The organism is Paenibacillus senegalensis JC66 (genome assembly GCF_000285515.1).
GTDB lineage: Bacteria > Bacillota > Bacilli > Paenibacillales > NBRC-103111 > Paenibacillus_L > Paenibacillus_L senegalensis.
Map to the genome: position 1 here is coordinate 1,540,615 of NZ_HE610957.1, position 15,107 is coordinate 1,555,721.

At 46.3% G+C, this 15,107-nt stretch carries 20 protein-coding genes; all 20 read right to left on the bottom strand.

The genetic code is table 11. The features are described from left to right. Position 1 precedes the first annotated feature (1 nt). A complete protein-coding gene (locus tag PSHG_RS29210; protein WP_010271348.1) occupies positions 2-4,717 on the bottom strand; it encodes a phage tail tape measure protein in 4,716 nt (1,571 codons plus the stop codon). 11 nt (positions 4,718-4,728) lie between these two features. Then, entirely contained in the window at positions 4,729-4,863 is a 135-nt protein-coding gene (locus PSHG_RS31685) for a hypothetical protein (protein ID WP_262362338.1), read from the bottom strand. 43 nt (positions 4,864-4,906) lie between these two features. Next, the gene (locus PSHG_RS07215; protein ID WP_010271350.1) at positions 4,907-5,266 is read right to left on the bottom strand and encodes a hypothetical protein; all 360 of its coding nucleotides are present in this window, start codon (positions 5,264-5,266) and stop codon (positions 4,907-4,909) included. Continuing rightward, positions 5,263-5,856 carry a major tail protein gene (locus tag PSHG_RS07220; protein WP_010271351.1) on the bottom strand — a complete coding sequence of 198 codons (594 nt, stop codon included), beginning with the start codon at positions 5,854-5,856 and terminating at the stop codon, positions 5,263-5,265. The genes PSHG_RS07215 and PSHG_RS07220 overlap by 4 nt, the downstream gene beginning before the upstream one ends. A 4-nt stretch (positions 5,857-5,860) precedes the next feature. Continuing rightward, positions 5,861-6,181 (bottom strand): hypothetical protein, encoded by a 321-nt coding sequence (locus PSHG_RS07225; RefSeq protein WP_010271352.1) that lies wholly within the window; start codon positions 6,179-6,181, stop codon positions 5,861-5,863. A gap of 2 nt (positions 6,182-6,183) precedes the next feature. Next, entirely contained in the window at positions 6,184-6,567 is a 384-nt protein-coding gene (locus tag PSHG_RS07230) for an HK97 gp10 family phage protein (protein WP_010271354.1), read from the bottom strand. Between the two features lie 6 nt (positions 6,568-6,573). Further along, on the bottom strand, positions 6,574-6,942 hold the full coding sequence (locus PSHG_RS07235) for a phage head closure protein (RefSeq protein WP_010271355.1): 369 nt from the start codon (positions 6,940-6,942) through the stop codon (positions 6,574-6,576). Continuing rightward, complete coding sequence (locus tag PSHG_RS07240) at positions 6,929-7,219, bottom strand: hypothetical protein (RefSeq protein WP_026021230.1); 291 nt, start codon at positions 7,217-7,219, stop codon at positions 6,929-6,931. The genes PSHG_RS07235 and PSHG_RS07240 overlap by 14 nt, the downstream gene beginning before the upstream one ends. A 2-nt stretch (positions 7,220-7,221) precedes the next feature. Beyond that, entirely contained in the window at positions 7,222-7,392 is a 171-nt protein-coding gene (locus PSHG_RS07245) for a hypothetical protein (protein WP_010271361.1), read from the bottom strand. Between the two features lie 37 nt (positions 7,393-7,429). After that, the gene (locus tag PSHG_RS07250; protein WP_010271363.1) at positions 7,430-8,602 is read right to left on the bottom strand and encodes a phage major capsid family protein; all 1,173 of its coding nucleotides are present in this window, start codon (positions 8,600-8,602) and stop codon (positions 7,430-7,432) included. Between the two features lie 24 nt (positions 8,603-8,626). Further along, positions 8,627-9,361: a head maturation protease, ClpP-related gene (locus PSHG_RS07255; protein WP_010271366.1), complete on the bottom strand. Its 735-nt coding sequence runs from the start codon at positions 9,359-9,361 to the stop codon at positions 8,627-8,629. Next, complete coding sequence (locus PSHG_RS07260) at positions 9,348-10,511, bottom strand: phage portal protein (protein ID WP_010271369.1); 1,164 nt, start codon at positions 10,509-10,511, stop codon at positions 9,348-9,350. The genes PSHG_RS07255 and PSHG_RS07260 overlap by 14 nt, the downstream gene beginning before the upstream one ends. Before the next feature lie 19 nt (positions 10,512-10,530). Beyond that, positions 10,531-12,207 (bottom strand): terminase TerL endonuclease subunit, encoded by a 1,677-nt coding sequence (locus tag PSHG_RS07265; RefSeq protein ID WP_010271371.1) that lies wholly within the window; start codon positions 12,205-12,207, stop codon positions 10,531-10,533. Beyond that, entirely contained in the window at positions 12,204-12,533 is a 330-nt protein-coding gene (locus tag PSHG_RS07270; RefSeq protein ID WP_010271372.1) for a hypothetical protein, read from the bottom strand. The genes PSHG_RS07265 and PSHG_RS07270 overlap by 4 nt, the downstream gene beginning before the upstream one ends. A gap of 147 nt (positions 12,534-12,680) precedes the next feature. Continuing rightward, positions 12,681-12,956: a hypothetical protein gene (locus PSHG_RS07275; RefSeq protein WP_148497663.1), complete on the bottom strand. Its 276-nt coding sequence runs from the start codon at positions 12,954-12,956 to the stop codon at positions 12,681-12,683. A 1-nt stretch (position 12,957) separates the two neighbouring features. Next, a complete protein-coding gene (locus PSHG_RS07280) occupies positions 12,958-13,293 on the bottom strand; it encodes an HNH endonuclease (protein WP_085980202.1) in 336 nt (111 codons plus the stop codon). Then, the gene (locus PSHG_RS29215) at positions 13,293-13,610 is read right to left on the bottom strand and encodes a hypothetical protein (protein WP_010271375.1); all 318 of its coding nucleotides are present in this window, start codon (positions 13,608-13,610) and stop codon (positions 13,293-13,295) included. Before PSHG_RS29215 ends, PSHG_RS07280 begins: the two co-directional genes overlap by 1 nt. A 322-nt stretch (positions 13,611-13,932) precedes the next feature. Continuing rightward, on the bottom strand, positions 13,933-14,448 hold the full coding sequence (locus PSHG_RS07290) for a hypothetical protein (protein ID WP_010271376.1): 516 nt from the start codon (positions 14,446-14,448) through the stop codon (positions 13,933-13,935). After that, entirely contained in the window at positions 14,426-14,749 is a 324-nt protein-coding gene (locus PSHG_RS07295) for a hypothetical protein (protein WP_010271377.1), read from the bottom strand. Before PSHG_RS07295 ends, PSHG_RS07290 begins: the two co-directional genes overlap by 23 nt. Beyond that, a complete protein-coding gene (locus PSHG_RS07300; protein WP_010271379.1) occupies positions 14,746-15,057 on the bottom strand; it encodes a DUF3310 domain-containing protein in 312 nt (103 codons plus the stop codon). Before PSHG_RS07300 ends, PSHG_RS07295 begins: the two co-directional genes overlap by 4 nt. Between the last annotated feature and the right edge of the window lie 50 nt (positions 15,058-15,107).

Genomic DNA, 15,107 nt, shown 5'->3' on the forward strand with positions numbered 1-15,107 from the left:
GCTATCCCCCCATTCCGCGCTTGGATTTCATGACGGTTAAGCCTAGTTCTCTTCCAAGCTCTCGAAGGTCATTATCATTTCTCACCGTCAGGACTGCACCACTAAACAGGCCGTCAAAGTTAATGTGCTGGACAGTTGACCCGCCTGCACCGGCTAACGGTGTGTCAATGCCCGGAATTGCTCGATTGTGAAGGTCATCCACTCGGCTCTTAATCCCGGCAACGGACTTTTCAAGGCCAATTTCCAAACCACGACCAATATCTTTCCCCCAGCCCTCGGATACTTTGGAAGGAGATTGAATTTGGAATGCTCCGGTGAACGTTTCCTTAATTCCTCGACCGATCATACCAGCAGCATTGGTAACATTGGATATAGTGTTGGAAATACCATCTGCCAACCCTTGCATAATGTCAGATCCAATCTGTTTCAAATCTAAATTTCTGAAAAAGTCCATGATCCCATCCCAAACCGATTTAATTCCGTCTGAAATGGATGTCATTTTGTCCTCGATAGCTATACGCATACCATTCAGGTGTTCATCGACCTTGGTTTTCATGTCCTGGTATCCGCTCTTTACGTCGTTAACAGTGTTGTTAACATTGCGCTTGGCATCTTTCCACATTTCATTCCAGGCAGTGCCCATTTTGTTCTTAAACATGTCCCACTTGCTATAAATTTCTCCGGTTTCCCAATCCACGTGGTCGACATGCTCTTTCGCTTGTTTCTTCGCTTCGGCTACAACTTTTTGTTGCATATCCTCAGCTGCTGCTACTGATTCATCCCGCTGCCGCTTGGCTTCTGCTATGATCGCGTCTGCTTCCTCAGCAGACAATTGCCCGGTTTCATCACGCTGCTGGACCGCATAACGAACTATGTCATTGTATTGATCCTCAGCCGCTTGAATAGCCTCTTCTTTCTGGCGATTGGATTGTTTGACAATCTCAGCGGCCTGCTGCGCGGATAATTCAGAAGAGTCATTTTTCAATCTTTCAAGTATCGCTTTGGATTCCGTCTCATAGTCGCGGTAGATTTCAACCGCCCTATCTCGGAATGTCCTTTGGATACCGTTGATTTCCTCGTACTCATCCTTGGTAAGACCGCGCTGATCGTCAAGCGCATTGGATAGGATCTCAAATATCCGGGTTTGTCCATCTTCAACTTCCTGCCGCTCCCGTTCCTGTTTACTGATAAGATCCTGAAGCATCTCTTCTTTTCGTTCATCAGTCAATGTTTTATTACCATCAAGGAACTTTTCTAAGGATGCACGTTGTTCAGCGTGGCTGCTGTCCAGATTGGCTAAAATGTCCTGTCCCATAGCTGCATAGGTGTCAGCCAGTTCCGCGGCCATGTCCTCCGTTATTTGCACACCAGACCAGTAAAGTTGGTTTAGTTCCATTGTGGCCTTGTCGTTTAGCCCTACGAATGCCTGAAGTGATTCTTCGGACAATCCGCTCATAGCCTCCGTTGTTTCTCGCATGGCCGGACCAACTTGGCCCTCCAATACATCCGCAAATTCCTCAGCAGATAAGGCAGCATTGTCAAAATCAAGCGCTAATCCGGAGATTCCCCCGCCGCCACCGCCACCGCCACCAGTATCAGTGGAAGAACCTTTTGCAGCGTCTTCCAATTCCTTCAGCTTTGCTTGCATCCGGTCCAGCTCAGCCACTTGCTTATCAATGGCTGGAGCGATATCCACCGCTTGGCTTACCGCTTCAGCAATGGACTGTTTCTCGCTGTTCAGCCCGTTTTTAAAGCTATCAGCAAAGGACTGACCAGCATCCTGCCATTTGGGATTATAGGTTTCCAGGAGATTGACGATTTCGTCATTGTTCTGTTCAATCAGCATTCTGCGGGCTTCCGCCTGCAAGCTTTCTGCCTGCTTCAACTCTTCAAAGTGCTTCTTAATAGCTTCCTTCTCTTCGTTCAAGCCTTCGGTGAAGATTTTTACCCGCTCTTGCTCCTGCTCCTTAAGGCCGTCATAGCGTTCCTTAAGGACTTCCTTCTCTTCCTTGATTGACTCCTGGAGAGCCGCAAGGCGCTCTTTCTCCGCCTCTTTCTGAGCGTCTATTTCATCCTTAAGAGCGTCTTTCTTGGCTGTAGCCGTTTCCTTCACAGCGTCAATTTGCTCTTTCAGTGCGTCTTTCTGCATCTTCCGCTGCTCCAGAAGTTGTTGGCGTTCATAATCAGCAAGCAGTTTGGTTAAATCTGCTTGGATCTTGGCCCGTTCTTCCGCTGTCTCAGCTGCAGCTATCTGTTTTTGGAGCTCGGCTACCTTAGCGTTATGTTCCTGCTCTCTCGCCGCTTTTTCCTCAGCATCTGTCTGCCCGTCAATCGCATCTATTTGATCTTGTAAAGCCTTGATCTGTTGATAGGCTTCTTCATCTATGACTTTGAGCTTTTCTTGATATTCCTTGTCATAGATTTTCAACCTCTCATCAGAAGCTTTTTTCTCGGCATCGTTTTGTTTATCTAAAGATCGCTGTTTAGCTTGCAATTCATCATCAAATTGCTTAATGACGGCATCGGATGCCTTTTTCTCGGCATCAATCCGGGAATCTATAGCGTCAGATTGGGCTTTTTCGGCTTCGTCATATTGCTTCTTTAATGCGTTGACAATCGCGTCACCCATCCGGTTTAAGGTTTCAGTGTTCCGGTCAACAATTTCCTTCATGTCATCGACACTTTGCTTGTAGGTGTCAACCATCTGTTTCATGTTGTCCTTGGCTGCATCCTTAGCCTTTTTAGTGCCTTTTCCTACCCCATCGGCAATGTTATTGCCAATTGCAGCGCCTTGAGTCTGAGCAGCCTTAGCCGTGTCCTGTAATGCGGACTCGGTACCGGATCGAAAGTTTTTGAAGCTACCTGATGCTTTTTCCGTGGCCGCTGCCGCCTGATCTCCGAAGCTTTGAATAGCCGGAAGAGAATCCCTACTCAAAAACTTCACTAACGCCGTTATCCCTGCCACAAGCCCGGCAATGGCCGAAATAGCTAATCCAATCGGGTTTGTTGCCAAGAAAACTAACGCAGTGCCCAAAGCACGAATCGGGGTTACTGCAGCTGATGCTATTTTGGAGAACGTAGCAAGCATCCCGCCTCCCTTAGTTACAGCCGTTGAAATCTTGCCAAACGTGATAATCATGGAACCAACGCTATTGACCATAGACCCTAACATCATTAATGCAGGTCCAGCAGCGATTGCCAGACCCCCCAAGGCTATAATAACCCCGCGCGTGCTGTCGTCCAGGCCAGCAAACCATTCCGCTGCCTGTGCTACTCTTGTAATTAAAGGCTGTAGGGAATCTAGCAATTTCAGGAGAGCTGGTACTAATGCATCGCCCAATGTTATGCCAATATCAACTAAGCGGTTTTTGAAGATTTGGGCTTGGGATGCTGTCGTTTTATAACGTTCCTCAGCCTCGTTGGTCAACGCAACGTTTTCTTCCCAAGCTTTGTTCCCCAACTCCAAGGATTTACGCATAACATCGCCAGCACCGGAAGCCCGCAAAAGAGCATCCCGAAGACGAATTTCAGAAAGTCCTAAATCTTCGATGACCTTGAACGTATTGCCGCCTGTCTCGTTGATTTTGCCTAAGCCCTCAATAAAGGCCACAATTGCCGTTGCTGCATCTTTCTCGAACGCTTTTACGAACTCTTCAGAGGTCATACCCGCGACTTGTGCAAACCCTGCCAAGTCATCACTGCCCATAGCTACCGAATTAGCAATGTTGATCATCAGCTTACTAAAGGCTGTACCCCCAGCTTCCGCATTAATACCAACAGCTGCCAACGAACCGGCAAAGGCTAGTATTTGCGCTTCCGTCATGCCTACCGTAGCCCCGGCCCCTGCCAGCCTTAAGCCCATCTCTACTATCTCAGACTCCGTAGCCGCCAGGTTATTACCCAAGTCAACGATGGTTGCGCCAAGACGGTCAAAGTCCTGTTGGTTCATTTGGGTAATAGTCGCCAAACGAGCTAAAGCCATGGCAGCATCATCACTGCTCATATTGGTTGCCACGCCCATATCAATCATGGTGCGGGTAAATCCTAATATGGCATCATTTTGGATACCAAGCTGCCCCGCGGCTTCCCCAACCCTCGCTATTTCAGTAGCAGCGGCTGGAATCTCCTTAGCCATGTCGCGCATGCCCTTCCGAAACACGGCGAATTCTTCTTCGGTCGCGTCCACAGTCTTGCGAACACCCGCAAAGGCCGATTCAAAGTCTACGGAAGCCTTGGTCGCTAATCCACCCAGGGCAAGTAAAGGGGCAGTCACCGCTTTTGTCAGCGACTGCCCTACATTTTTCATTCCTTGACCAATATTTTGCATTGACTTGCCAAGCTTTTCAAAGTCGATGCGTGTTTTGCCAAGTTGACTTTGGAGATTCTTTAGTTTTAACTCTGTTCCTTCAAGTTCCCGTTGGAAAGCTCTGTATTGCCCTTCACTGATCTCACCCCGCGCAAACTGTTCATTAACTTGTTGTTGGGCATCCCGTAGCCGATTCAAGCGCTCCTGTGTCTGCTGGACGGCATCTGCAAGTAGCTGCTGCTTTTGTGCTAACAGTTCCGTATTTGTCGGATCTAGCTTCAGCAGTTTTTCGACTTGCTTAAGTTCCTTTTGAATGTCTTTACTCTTTTTGTCTACATCGGATAGGGCTTTAGATAACCCGGTTGTCTCCGCTCCAATGACTACGTTAATGCCGCGAATTGTTTCCGCCATCCCTAATCCCCCTATCCTCCGTAGAATGCGTCAATATCGGCTTGTGTGGCTTCTTGTGGCTCGTTCGATTCACCTGCATAAGCGTCCGCAAATTCAAAAAAGTCCCGCAAGCGGAACTCGTTTAATTCATGAAAACTAAGCTTCATTTTTTTAGCTGCTGCAAGGATTTCAATTTCAAATGATTTAGGGTTACTTCGCTTCTGCTTTCGCCGCTTTTGTTCCTCCAGCGGAACGAAAAAAGCCGTTTTCGGCTTCCTCCAAGATACCCACGAAGTTACTCAATTCGTTGAAATCAATGGATTCTAAGGAGCCCACCCATTCAAAGAAGGATGGGAGTTCCTTTTGAAGACTATAAGCGTCACATTTTGCCATAGCCCAAACCATTTGCAGGAGCAGCACCGTGTCAATCTTAGTTGGATCTTCCTTTAACGTTTGGAGACTAGTCAAGTCGCCCAACAAGTCAGACTCAAATTCTTGTTTGTAATAGAGCAGCGCTAGCGGAGCTGCTTTAATCCTTACGGTCTGTTCTCCGATTTTGATTTCTCTCAATCTTCTTCACCGCCATTTCCCCCGATAGTAGGGATATAAACGGAATCGAAGAAGCTGTTGTAAGCTGCTACATTCGTAGCGCTCTGTTCCAAATCTCCTTTTACCATTCGGATCCCATCTAGTTCGATTGGCGATACAGTTATGTTTAGCACATCTGTCGCCACTTCAACGGATTCGCCTTTGGTTGTACGCTCTTTAGCTGGTCGGCTAGCTTGGCAATCGTAATATACAAACCTACGATTACGCTGATCGCCCAGAATCTGCCCAAGCAGCGCAAATTTTTTCGGAATTGCATCGGATATTTCAACCAGCATTCCATTGTCATCAATAATCCAGCCCAGCATTTCGGCCTGCACTTCATCGGGAACCAACGCCATTTCAAGTTCAGCTGTGTATCCATTATTTGCAGTGATATTAAAGTAAGCATTGTTATCAGCGTAAAACGTACTGGCCTCGCCTTGTGCAGTAGGTGTCCAGCGGACGGCACCGGGAATAGGGATCGGCGTCCCCCAAGTTGGAGTGTTGCCGTTCTCATTCAAAAATGCAAGGTGGACACGTTCCAGACCAAAAGTTACTTTATTTTGAGACATTTGTTCATCCTCCTATGAGTTGTATTTCATACATGATTTGAAATAAACCTTCGCCTTCAATCCAGCTTTCAGACTTGCGATAAGGCAGTCTAAGTTCTTTCAATTTCTCTTGCACAGCTCTCTCAGCTGCTAAATCCTTGATTTCCGTGTATAGCTCAATCTGGAAATTACTGATTTCAGCATAGTTCTGGTTATCGGCGATTAAATCATTACCATAAGCAAACAAATACACAAGATACGGAGGGGATGGGGATGATTTGAAATGTGAATAAGCAACCGGATACCCGATTGCTCTTAATTCCTGCAGCAGTTCTGCTTGTGTCATAATCACCCTCCGTTCCGGATGATTTCCCGGACTCGCCTATCAAATTCAGCGACCGCCCGATCTGCTGCAGGCCGAATATGCGGTTTTCCTGCAACACGCCCGCCGCCGCGCTTGACATGTCCTTTCTCAGCCAAGTGTGTAAGCCAAGGTTTGGTTTTGTTATAGGTGACGTAACTAATTACTCCGCCTGTTCCAAACTTCTTGCGTGTCCAGCCACGCGCGTATTCGCCTGTTTTTCTTGGGGAGGCGTTACGAATCTCCCTGTTCATCGTTCTTGATGATTTGTCCGCTTGCTTTTCAATTCCGGCTGTTACATCTTCCGTGTACTCTTTGACTGCGTTTGCGATCTCTGCTGCTAAGCTGTCTATGCTTATCGTTTTAGCCATATCCGTTCAAAGCCTCCCCTCAGTAATAATGGTGAAGGTTTTGTTCAGTTCATCGTCATTGATCGGCGGTGCCACAACTCTATACATGTTTTCTTTATACTCGATTACGATGTTCGTCTTATGTTCATCAAAGAGACGCTCCAGCCGTTTTGAATACTGGACAACAAACCGAACTGTTTTTTCAGATTGAGTTTGTGCAGCTGCAATGTATTCTGAGCCTTTAACCGTTTTGACCATCGACCACAATTTCATGATTTCACCAAACGTTTCGATTTCGTTGCCGATCTCGTCCTGTGTAACCGTTGGCCCCCATATCCCAATACGCTTGTTAAACCTTCCGCTGTGACTATTGGCGTTGTACTTATTCGGATTCATCCGGATCACCTTCTAGCGCCTTACTGATGTTGAGGTTATTGATCTGCGTCAAAAAGTTCGTATAAAAATACTCCAGCGCATCGTTATAAGCGTACCGGGACCGTTCAAAGACCAGTTCCTTAAATACTTCGTCAGCAAGTTCATAGTCACCGCAAATCCGTCTTAAATCGCTATATGAAGCCTTAAGGATGCGTTCCAGGTTGCCGTCTTCTTCATCGTCCAAGTGCATCCTGGCCATAAATTCAGCAACGATTTGCGGCGTTATTGCATCATCCATGGTCATTCACCACTTTCAATGTACACCTGACCATACTGGTTGTTTGTGGTCGATAGCTGCTTGATGCGTTTTTTCGTGGTTCTTAGACCATCAGCAGGGTAAACGTCCCCAATCTCATAGACACGGCCGTCTTGGTCCCGGAATCTGCGTACTACCTTGTAGGATTCGGACATTTTTCTCCCCCTCTCCTAAAGAAAGAAGAAACCCCTATTAAGGAGTCTCTTCGTCATCTCCACCTGGTCCGTTGGTACTGAATTGGATATTCAAGTCATACAACAGAGCGGCCTTGTTATCTTTAGGCTTACCATTGGCAAATTGCTTGATGGTGTATAACATGGCATCCTCAATAGCCAGCGTCTGGTCGAACCTATTGGCTTTGTATCCACCAGCCAAGATAGCAAGGTATTCGCCTTGAACAAAGAACAGCGCCTTGCCAACTGGAATTTCTTCCGACTCAACAACGCGAATGTTATAAGGAAGAGCTGTTACCCACTGACCATTCGCTGTTTGGATCGTGTTTCTAAATTGCACGCTGATAGCATCCACCGGATTGACGACCATAACCACTTTGTTTAGTACCTTGCGGGATTTGCCCTCTGCGTCAGTGGACAACGCTTTGATTACGTCATGCAATTCACCGGCTACCACTTCGCCAAATTGGGAAGGCGCGAATGTCAACGTCCCGGAGGATGTTTTGTCCGTGACAGCACCGTTAGGAGCCACGTCTTTTGTGAGGCCGATTGGCTCACTTTGAGCAGGTCCGCGACCATTGACCAAACCATACTCCAGACCAACACTGTACGACTCCACCAGCAACGTGCGGACATACCGCTCGACCCACTCAGGTCCCAACTCCAGCATGTCTTTTGGGATTACGGCAAATGCGGTCAATTTAAGCTGCCCAATTTGCTCCTCGCGGAACGCGGCGCTAACTTGTCCTTTGATTGGACCAAACAGGTTACCCCAAGCATAGGTTTTGTTCGCATCAGAATAGATAAAGCGTGTTACTGCCCCAAGGTCTTGCAGACCGATTGCATCCAGTAGTGGATGAGCAGCAACCAAGTCTTCAAATACCCGGTTTTGCGTAGTCACAGGAAGAATCGAATCATCGTCAAAGCCGCCAAACTCAATAACTTCGTTGAAGTATTTCTTTTCCTCAGAAGTCAGTACGTTTTGACCTCGGGAGGAAAGAATTTGACTGTCAATGTTTTCGTTGCGCACATGAGCAGAGATTTTCTCCGTCAGATCTGTAACAAGGGCATCCTGCATTTCAGTCCACGCTTCGGCCTGGGCTTTAGCGTCAGCGCCTTCCCTCACAAGCTCCATATACGCGGCTTTTTTAGCCTCGAAGTTTTCCATCTTACCCTTCAATTTCATTGTCATGATTGTACCTCCGTTATTTTGGAATTAAAAATAGAACCGTGGTCCAACTGCTGCCGCAATCGGTTCAGGTTCCTTCTTGTTTTTTAACTGCTGTATTTCGTTATGCGCGTCTGCCAGTTGGGTGCGAAGCGCAGCAATTTCATTTTCCTTCTCGTCACCGTTATCACCGCTTACCGCTGTAGCAAACCCGATATCAACCGCCTTTTGTGCGCTGTACCAGGTTTCAGCGTCCACCGCCACCCGGATATCTTCGCGGCTCACCTTGGCCTTGGTCATGTAGATGTCAATGATTCCTTCTTCCAACTCGTCCAATACATCGGCTTCCTTGCGCATCTGTGTCTTAGTTCCCCACACGATATTGCTAGCCTCATGAATCATACACATGGAGCCTAAGCCCATAATCAGCTCATCGGCAGCCATTGCGATAACCGATGCTGCGGAACAGGCCCAGCCGTCAACGTGGATGGTCACCTTTCCCTTATGCTTTTTGAGCCGGTTGTAAATGGCTATCCCATCGAAGGCATCCCCGCCCGGTGAATTAAGGTTAATCAACAAATCGCCCTTTGCATCTTTAATCACATTGTCAATGTCGGAAGCAGAAACTGATTCCCCCCACCAATCACCGATAAGACCGTAAATCGTAATCTCGGTCGTGTCGTCAGCCTCATTGTATCGACTCTCAAACTTGCGTTCGATCTTCTCCAGCTGCTGTAAGTAGGCTTGATTCTTGAACGTTTTTAGAAAATCAAGTTTTGTCATTTTGCTCACTCTCTTCGTCACCCCCTTCCATTGAGCTAGCAGCACCTTGATAGTTTTTCGTCATCACGTATTCATCCAAAGCTGGATTGTCCACTGGCTCATCCCCCAACTTAATTCTGATTTCATTGCCGTTGTAAACGCCGGATGCGCGAAGCTTGTCCACTGCATTAGCCAGCTCCAGCGGATTCGATTCAATCACACCGTGAATACTGATTCGCTTTCCTGCCATATATTCGGCTTTGGGTATCAGTTTGGCCGTCAGTTCATCTCGAATCTTTTTAAGGAGTGGAGCTGCACAAAATCTGTTATAAGCCTTAATCGCTGTTTCATACTCCGACATATCCCCGTGTATCAAGGTGCTAGGGATACCGATGATATTAGCAACCTCGTTTGTAATGTCACGTTTTAGCTTCGTAAGCTCGTCTATCGACTTACCGTTATTCGATCCGTTGTTCACCTCGTCATACTCAAAGCCCTTAAGCTTGGGGACCAGAGCGATGACATTTTTTTTGAAGGAAGTAAAGAGCTTATCAATAAATTCCTGCAATCGGGTTCGCTGGTCATCATTAAGGGATTGTGTTGAATCAATTCCGACTGTTCCCCGGATCTGATTGTTCAGTTTCTGAGTCTCTAGCATTCGGGCATATAGGCTGGAATAGTCCTCAAACAAGCCATTTAAAAACCGTGTGAGCTTTTCATTGTTATAGGTTAAGTAGATGACTTCATCCATCTGGAACGTGCGCTTGAATGTGTAATCCTTGACCGTAACTTCTTTGAAGGTGTCAGGGTAAACGGCGTACTCCACCCGGCTGAAGCTATCAGCAATCAGCAAGTCATTACGATCTGATAAGATGACCAAAACTTCATTGTCGTATATCAACCGATACACAAGCTGTTGCCAAAACTCGGCTGCTGATTGATCGGTATTAGGTCGTACATTGAGCAGATAATTCCAATCATCGTATACCCGCTTCTTGTTCTCGACAATCCTAAAGTCGCTGAGGCTGATCGTTCGCCCAATGAAATTGATACACGTTTCTAGCGCCATTTTTTTGAGATACGGGCGACTGGACAAGTCGTAAATAAGGTCAAGATCAAACATGGACTCAAGCTCACTATTTCGCCGGAGTATGCTCTCCAAAAATTTCATTCCGTTTTACTCACCCCCTTTAGAAGTTCAAGGCATCTAACGCATCCAGCGCATCGTCAATGCTGCCTTCGCTCAATTCCTCAATCCGATACAGCCCGCATACCAGCGCCTGAAAACCGTCTGTTTTTCTGCGGATCGGCTCTTTCTTCCCATATACCTTGTTCCCATCTTTTTTGATCGTGACAAGGACGTTGTTGGTATACCAGCGCATTAAAGGATTGTCACCCCATACAAACATTCCCTTGGAAAAATACATTTCCACGCGGGGAGCCAAGAGTCCGTGAATCGCCTCCGGCCTGCGAATGACTTCAACCTCAAACCCTACGGCTTCAAGCATTGGCTTTAACATCTCCATCCGGTAATTATCGCCTATAATTTTCTTGATGTTGTATTTCAGACGCATCGTAACAAACCAGTTGACGATATGCTCCAGGTTAATCATTTCCTCGTTCAGCACTGTCAGCAGTCCTTTGGACTCCCAATCCTTGATTGGAGCGAATTTCTCCTTATCGTCAACGTTAAGCCGGGAATAGCCGTAATACTTGTCCACGAACTCCTTGCGGGTAAACGAATGGGTTATGAACGGAACCTTACCATCGTGCTTGAATACCAGGCCGACAGAAGCAAAGTCCCGGATTTGGGCGAAGTCCAAGCACCCAATGCACTCCTGACCTTCAAGGTCAGGCAGAGGTTGATTTGTGCCTGCAATCTCTTCCCACTTCGCTACTGACTTTTCCAGATCCGTCAGAGGGAGATTCATGCGCTTAGTCATGAATTCCTCGCGGTTGGACGGATCGTCTATTAAATCCTCGTACTCTTCCTGGATTGTCTCGTATAGGCCTTGAGCGTATTCGTTTCGGGGCTCACTCAACATTGGATTGGCCTTTTCCCAATTGGCCGGATCGTCAATTTCTTCTTCCTTGTCCAGCTTACAGATAAAAGGGAACATCGAATTAGCCCTTGCACTACCTTCAAGGACTTTCCTCGCCCGCTCTTTCATCTTGTCAAGAAAGCCATCCCGGACGTAACCATCTGTGCCGATGTAAAATTCCCTTGGTGGCTGCCGCTTACCAAGTCCAGATATATGGACCCTCACATTTTGGTTATCTTCAAAGTAATGAATCTCATCAAAGACAACCGCACCATCCCGCAGGCCGTCTTTAGTATTCCCGTTTGATGTCCGAAACTTGAAAATGCTGTTCGTCTTCTTACTCAGGACCTGGGTCGCTGTTGCCTTGAAATGCTTCTGCAGTGTCGGGTACAGCTTAACGACCTCGCCAACCTCTTCAACGGACGTCTTAGCCTGTTCTTCGGAGTTAGCGACGACTGAAATATTATACCCTCTCACTCCATGTAGCTCGCTGGTTAAAAAATGGCTGATAACAGAGATTAGACCATTCTTACCGCCTCCCCTGCCCAGCATCCAAAGAAAACGCCGGTAAAACAATTTGCGTGAGCCCGTATAAAATAAAAAAACGAAAGCAATCAAGAACTTTTGAAAGGGCTGAAGTGGGAAATACCACTTATCCGCAAACTTGATACAGTTCTCAATCATTTCGTCATCAAAATATAGATCGTCACGGGATAACACATCCCGTTCCAAATATTCAATTAGCAGCTTCCGTTCCTCGTTTAACCTGATTTTGCCTTTGCGGTATAACTCGATATACTCATTGACGTATTTCTGATTGATCATATCAGGTCATTTTTCGTAGTCTTGTCAGGCTTGATGATTTCCGCTTTTGGCACGTTCAAGTTCAAGGCTTCGAGTATACGGAGCATACGGTCATTTGTCTTGTGGAGGTCGGTAATGGACGGGTTACTTTTGGGACCGTGCATCCCGGACACCTTAATCCCGCTGTCTCGGATATCGTCCAACAATTCATTTTTCAGATCCCACAGCGCCAAGTAGTCCTGAACCAGGTCGGCGTGGTATTTCGCCGTCGTGCTGTTAAGTTTCATTTGCTTTTTGAGGTCCCGCTCGATCTGCTTCCTCAATTTCTCCCTTTCGGACTCATCCAAATTTACTCCCTCCCTCCACAAAACCTATTTGTTATTAATTCCCAATTAACTATAAACGCGCGAAACGGCTAAAAAACTCGACAGTCGACTCCCCGCACCGGTGCCCGGCCTAGGAGATTCCTTAAAACCTTAGACCCGGGGGGTATGTCAACTATCTCTTAAGAATTCCTTGAGTTGTTTCTTTTCCTCCAACAACGTATCAAGATTTGCTTCCCCTATCCTTAGCTGTTCTGTTAAATGATTAAGTCCATCTCTTAAAAACGATTCTTTATTCTGTATATCAAGCAATCTTTTTTCAATAGCTTTCTTTACGTACAATTCAATCCCGCCTTTCCCTTTGCATTCATCACACAACACTCCATCTTTAGCCACCTGTCCCCTTATCCACTTATTGCATTCGCAACAAATATTCACAACCATCATCCTACCACCTTTCATCTGCTGCCCACTTATTCACATTCGGAACAAAGACTCTCCCATGCTTTACGTTGTGGCAGCGAACGCATAGCGTTTCAAGATTATCTATCTCCAAAGCTAACTCCGGATGATCTTCTAGCTCCTTGATATGATCAACTACTAAGGCGATCTTCTTTCGCCCTGCCTTTTCGCTGTATTCGTTTGTATCAATGCCAACCGATGCGTTACGCTTGCACTCTTGGCATTCATGATTGTCACGGTCCTTCGCTTCTTCACGGAGCTGCTTCCACTCTTTGCCATCGTAAAACTTTCGTTTCTGTTCAGGAGTTTTATATACCGGAATCATTGTTCGATCCGTAACCGTAAAGCAGCCATCTTTTCAGCAATCACTTTTTTCTGTTCATTGACTTGCTGCTGGATTCGTTTCTCCTGAGTAATAGCCGCTGAAGACTTCAAGCTCGGATTAACTTTCTTGGCAAGCGTCTTCTGAATTCGCTTTTGCAGTTTGCGGATTTCAGCGTCCGTATAATACAACACATATTCATGCTGACAATGCGGACAAGCAAAGTAAGTCTTTTCTACCCCACCAGGTAATCTGAGTACTTTATTTCCGTTATGCTGAAATTGCTGCTGACATCCTGCATTGCATATGGCAATCACTTCACGACACCTCCACGCTTAATAACTCCCGTCCGCTTATCCTTACGATCCCGGCTAATCCCCCAGCAAATGCCGTGACGATAACTGATCCAACCAGCAAAATGTTTTTTAAACATGATTTACACCACATCCATTATTTGTTAAAATAAAAACAAATCCGGAAACACCGGTAGATTAAAGACTAGGTCTCGTGCCTGGTCTTTTTTCTTTGCATAAAAACAGGAGCCTCCGCAAAGGAAGACTCCCGTTAACATAATTTTTCACACTATCATAATAACATTTTAGAAATGACGCCGTAAACGACACGTTAGTGTCATGCGATTTAAACGATCATACGAATACCATCAACTCCAAATATCAAGCTGGACAAGGCTTCACAGGCTTTATTTATATCCCTGTACACTGTACGTTTATCTATAAAGTGACATGCGGCGATGTTTTCGGCGTTTATAATTTCTTCCGCGATGTAGTAATCATGCATGATCTTAAACCTCCGCAAGTCCTCCGGCTTACTCGATCTCTCAGCCATCACTCGATATATATCAATCATCCGATCAACGTAAGCGATCATGGCAGCAGTACGCTCTTTGTTCTTGATAATCGACTCTATAACTAATTCGTCAATGTTTATATGCTCCAGAGAGTTCGGGTCTTGTAGCACTTTTAGGCTTTGTGTGTTCTCCTCACAGTGAATCTTGAACTTGCGATAATTACGAAGCAGCAGCTTTGTATTCCGTAGCCGGCGATCCCGTTTAAGTTTATTCTGTCGCTCCTGCTCCTTCTTGTAAAAATCCAATGCCAACTCGGCAGCTACCTTAGCAATCTCTTGTTTGTTCATGACCCCTCACAACCTCCTCCGTGATTCCATATTCAAATAGCTTGCTGCTAAGCGATTCTCTCGGCATGCCCAACTTCTTAGCTAACTGCCGAACCGTAATTCCAGTAGCCAGTTGCTCAATCAAGTATTTTTTAGTCAGTCTGGCATATTTACCGGTATACACTCGCTCAGGAGGTTTTTCCGGGATGAATTCTGATAGTTCTTCCGGGTTCCGCTGGTCAGCTGCTGGAATCAAGTGTAACTGATTGTTGTCAGCATATATGCGCTCCTGTTCGGTTAAGTAATAACGGGTTACGGTCATCGTTCCTCAACCTCCTTAATCAACTTATCCAAGTACCAGCGGGCCTTACGTAAATCCTCGACTCCGTTCTTACGCCGCCAGCGCCAAACGTATTTAATCACGTTACCTGTACATACGGCCTGTATGCCGGTTAATCCTTCGGTTGCTGCTTCTATCGCGTCTATACACTCAACCTTGCCCGTAGTGTAATGGTTTGGATGGTTAATGTTGTCAGAAGGCTTGCAGGAATCGCATAAAATCTCTTCATCCTCAGCTGGCAAAGTAGAATTGCACCTCATACACAATCCAGGTTTTATGAGTCTTTTCATTGCTCTTTCATCCTTTCCGCTAGAGCCCCAGCGATTACGCACGCTACGGC

Coding starts and splice junctions, on each gene's coding strand:
- PSHG_RS29210 (WP_010271348.1), bottom strand. CDS start 4,717: ATGGCGGAAACAATTCGCGGCATTAACGTAGTCATTGGAGCGGAGACA.
- PSHG_RS07245 (WP_010271361.1), bottom strand. CDS start 7,392: ATGTCCGAATCCTACAAGGTAGTACGCAGATTCCGGGACCAAGACGGC.
- PSHG_RS07250 (WP_010271363.1), bottom strand. CDS start 8,602: ATGACAATGAAATTGAAGGGTAAGATGGAAAACTTCGAGGCTAAAAAA.
- PSHG_RS07240 (WP_026021230.1), bottom strand. CDS start 7,219: ATGGATGATGCAATAACGCCGCAAATCGTTGCTGAATTTATGGCCAGG.
- PSHG_RS07265 (WP_010271371.1), bottom strand. CDS start 12,207: ATGATCAATCAGAAATACGTCAATGAGTATATCGAGTTATACCGCAAA.
- PSHG_RS07230 (WP_010271354.1), bottom strand. CDS start 6,567: ATGGCTAAAACGATAAGCATAGACAGCTTAGCAGCAGAGATCGCAAAC.
- PSHG_RS07225 (WP_010271352.1), bottom strand. CDS start 6,181: ATGACACAAGCAGAACTGCTGCAGGAATTAAGAGCAATCGGGTATCCG.
- PSHG_RS07295 (WP_010271377.1), bottom strand. CDS start 14,749: ATGACCGTAACCCGTTATTACTTAACCGAACAGGAGCGCATATATGCT.
- PSHG_RS07260 (WP_010271369.1), bottom strand. CDS start 10,511: ATGAAATTTTTGGAGAGCATACTCCGGCGAAATAGTGAGCTTGAGTCC.
- PSHG_RS07235 (WP_010271355.1), bottom strand. CDS start 6,942: ATGAATCCGAATAAGTACAACGCCAATAGTCACAGCGGAAGGTTTAAC.
- PSHG_RS07220 (WP_010271351.1), bottom strand. CDS start 5,856: ATGTCTCAAAATAAAGTAACTTTTGGTCTGGAACGTGTCCACCTTGCA.
- PSHG_RS07255 (WP_010271366.1), bottom strand. CDS start 9,361: ATGACAAAACTTGATTTTCTAAAAACGTTCAAGAATCAAGCCTACTTA.
- PSHG_RS07300 (WP_010271379.1), bottom strand. CDS start 15,057: ATGAAAAGACTCATAAAACCTGGATTGTGTATGAGGTGCAATTCTACT.
- PSHG_RS07275 (WP_148497663.1), bottom strand. CDS start 12,956: ATGATGGTTGTGAATATTTGTTGCGAATGCAATAAGTGGATAAGGGGA.
- PSHG_RS07290 (WP_010271376.1), bottom strand. CDS start 14,448: ATGAACAAACAAGAGATTGCTAAGGTAGCTGCCGAGTTGGCATTGGAT.
- PSHG_RS31685 (WP_262362338.1), bottom strand. CDS start 4,863: ATGAAGCTTAGTTTTCATGAATTAAACGAGTTCCGCTTGCGGGACTTT.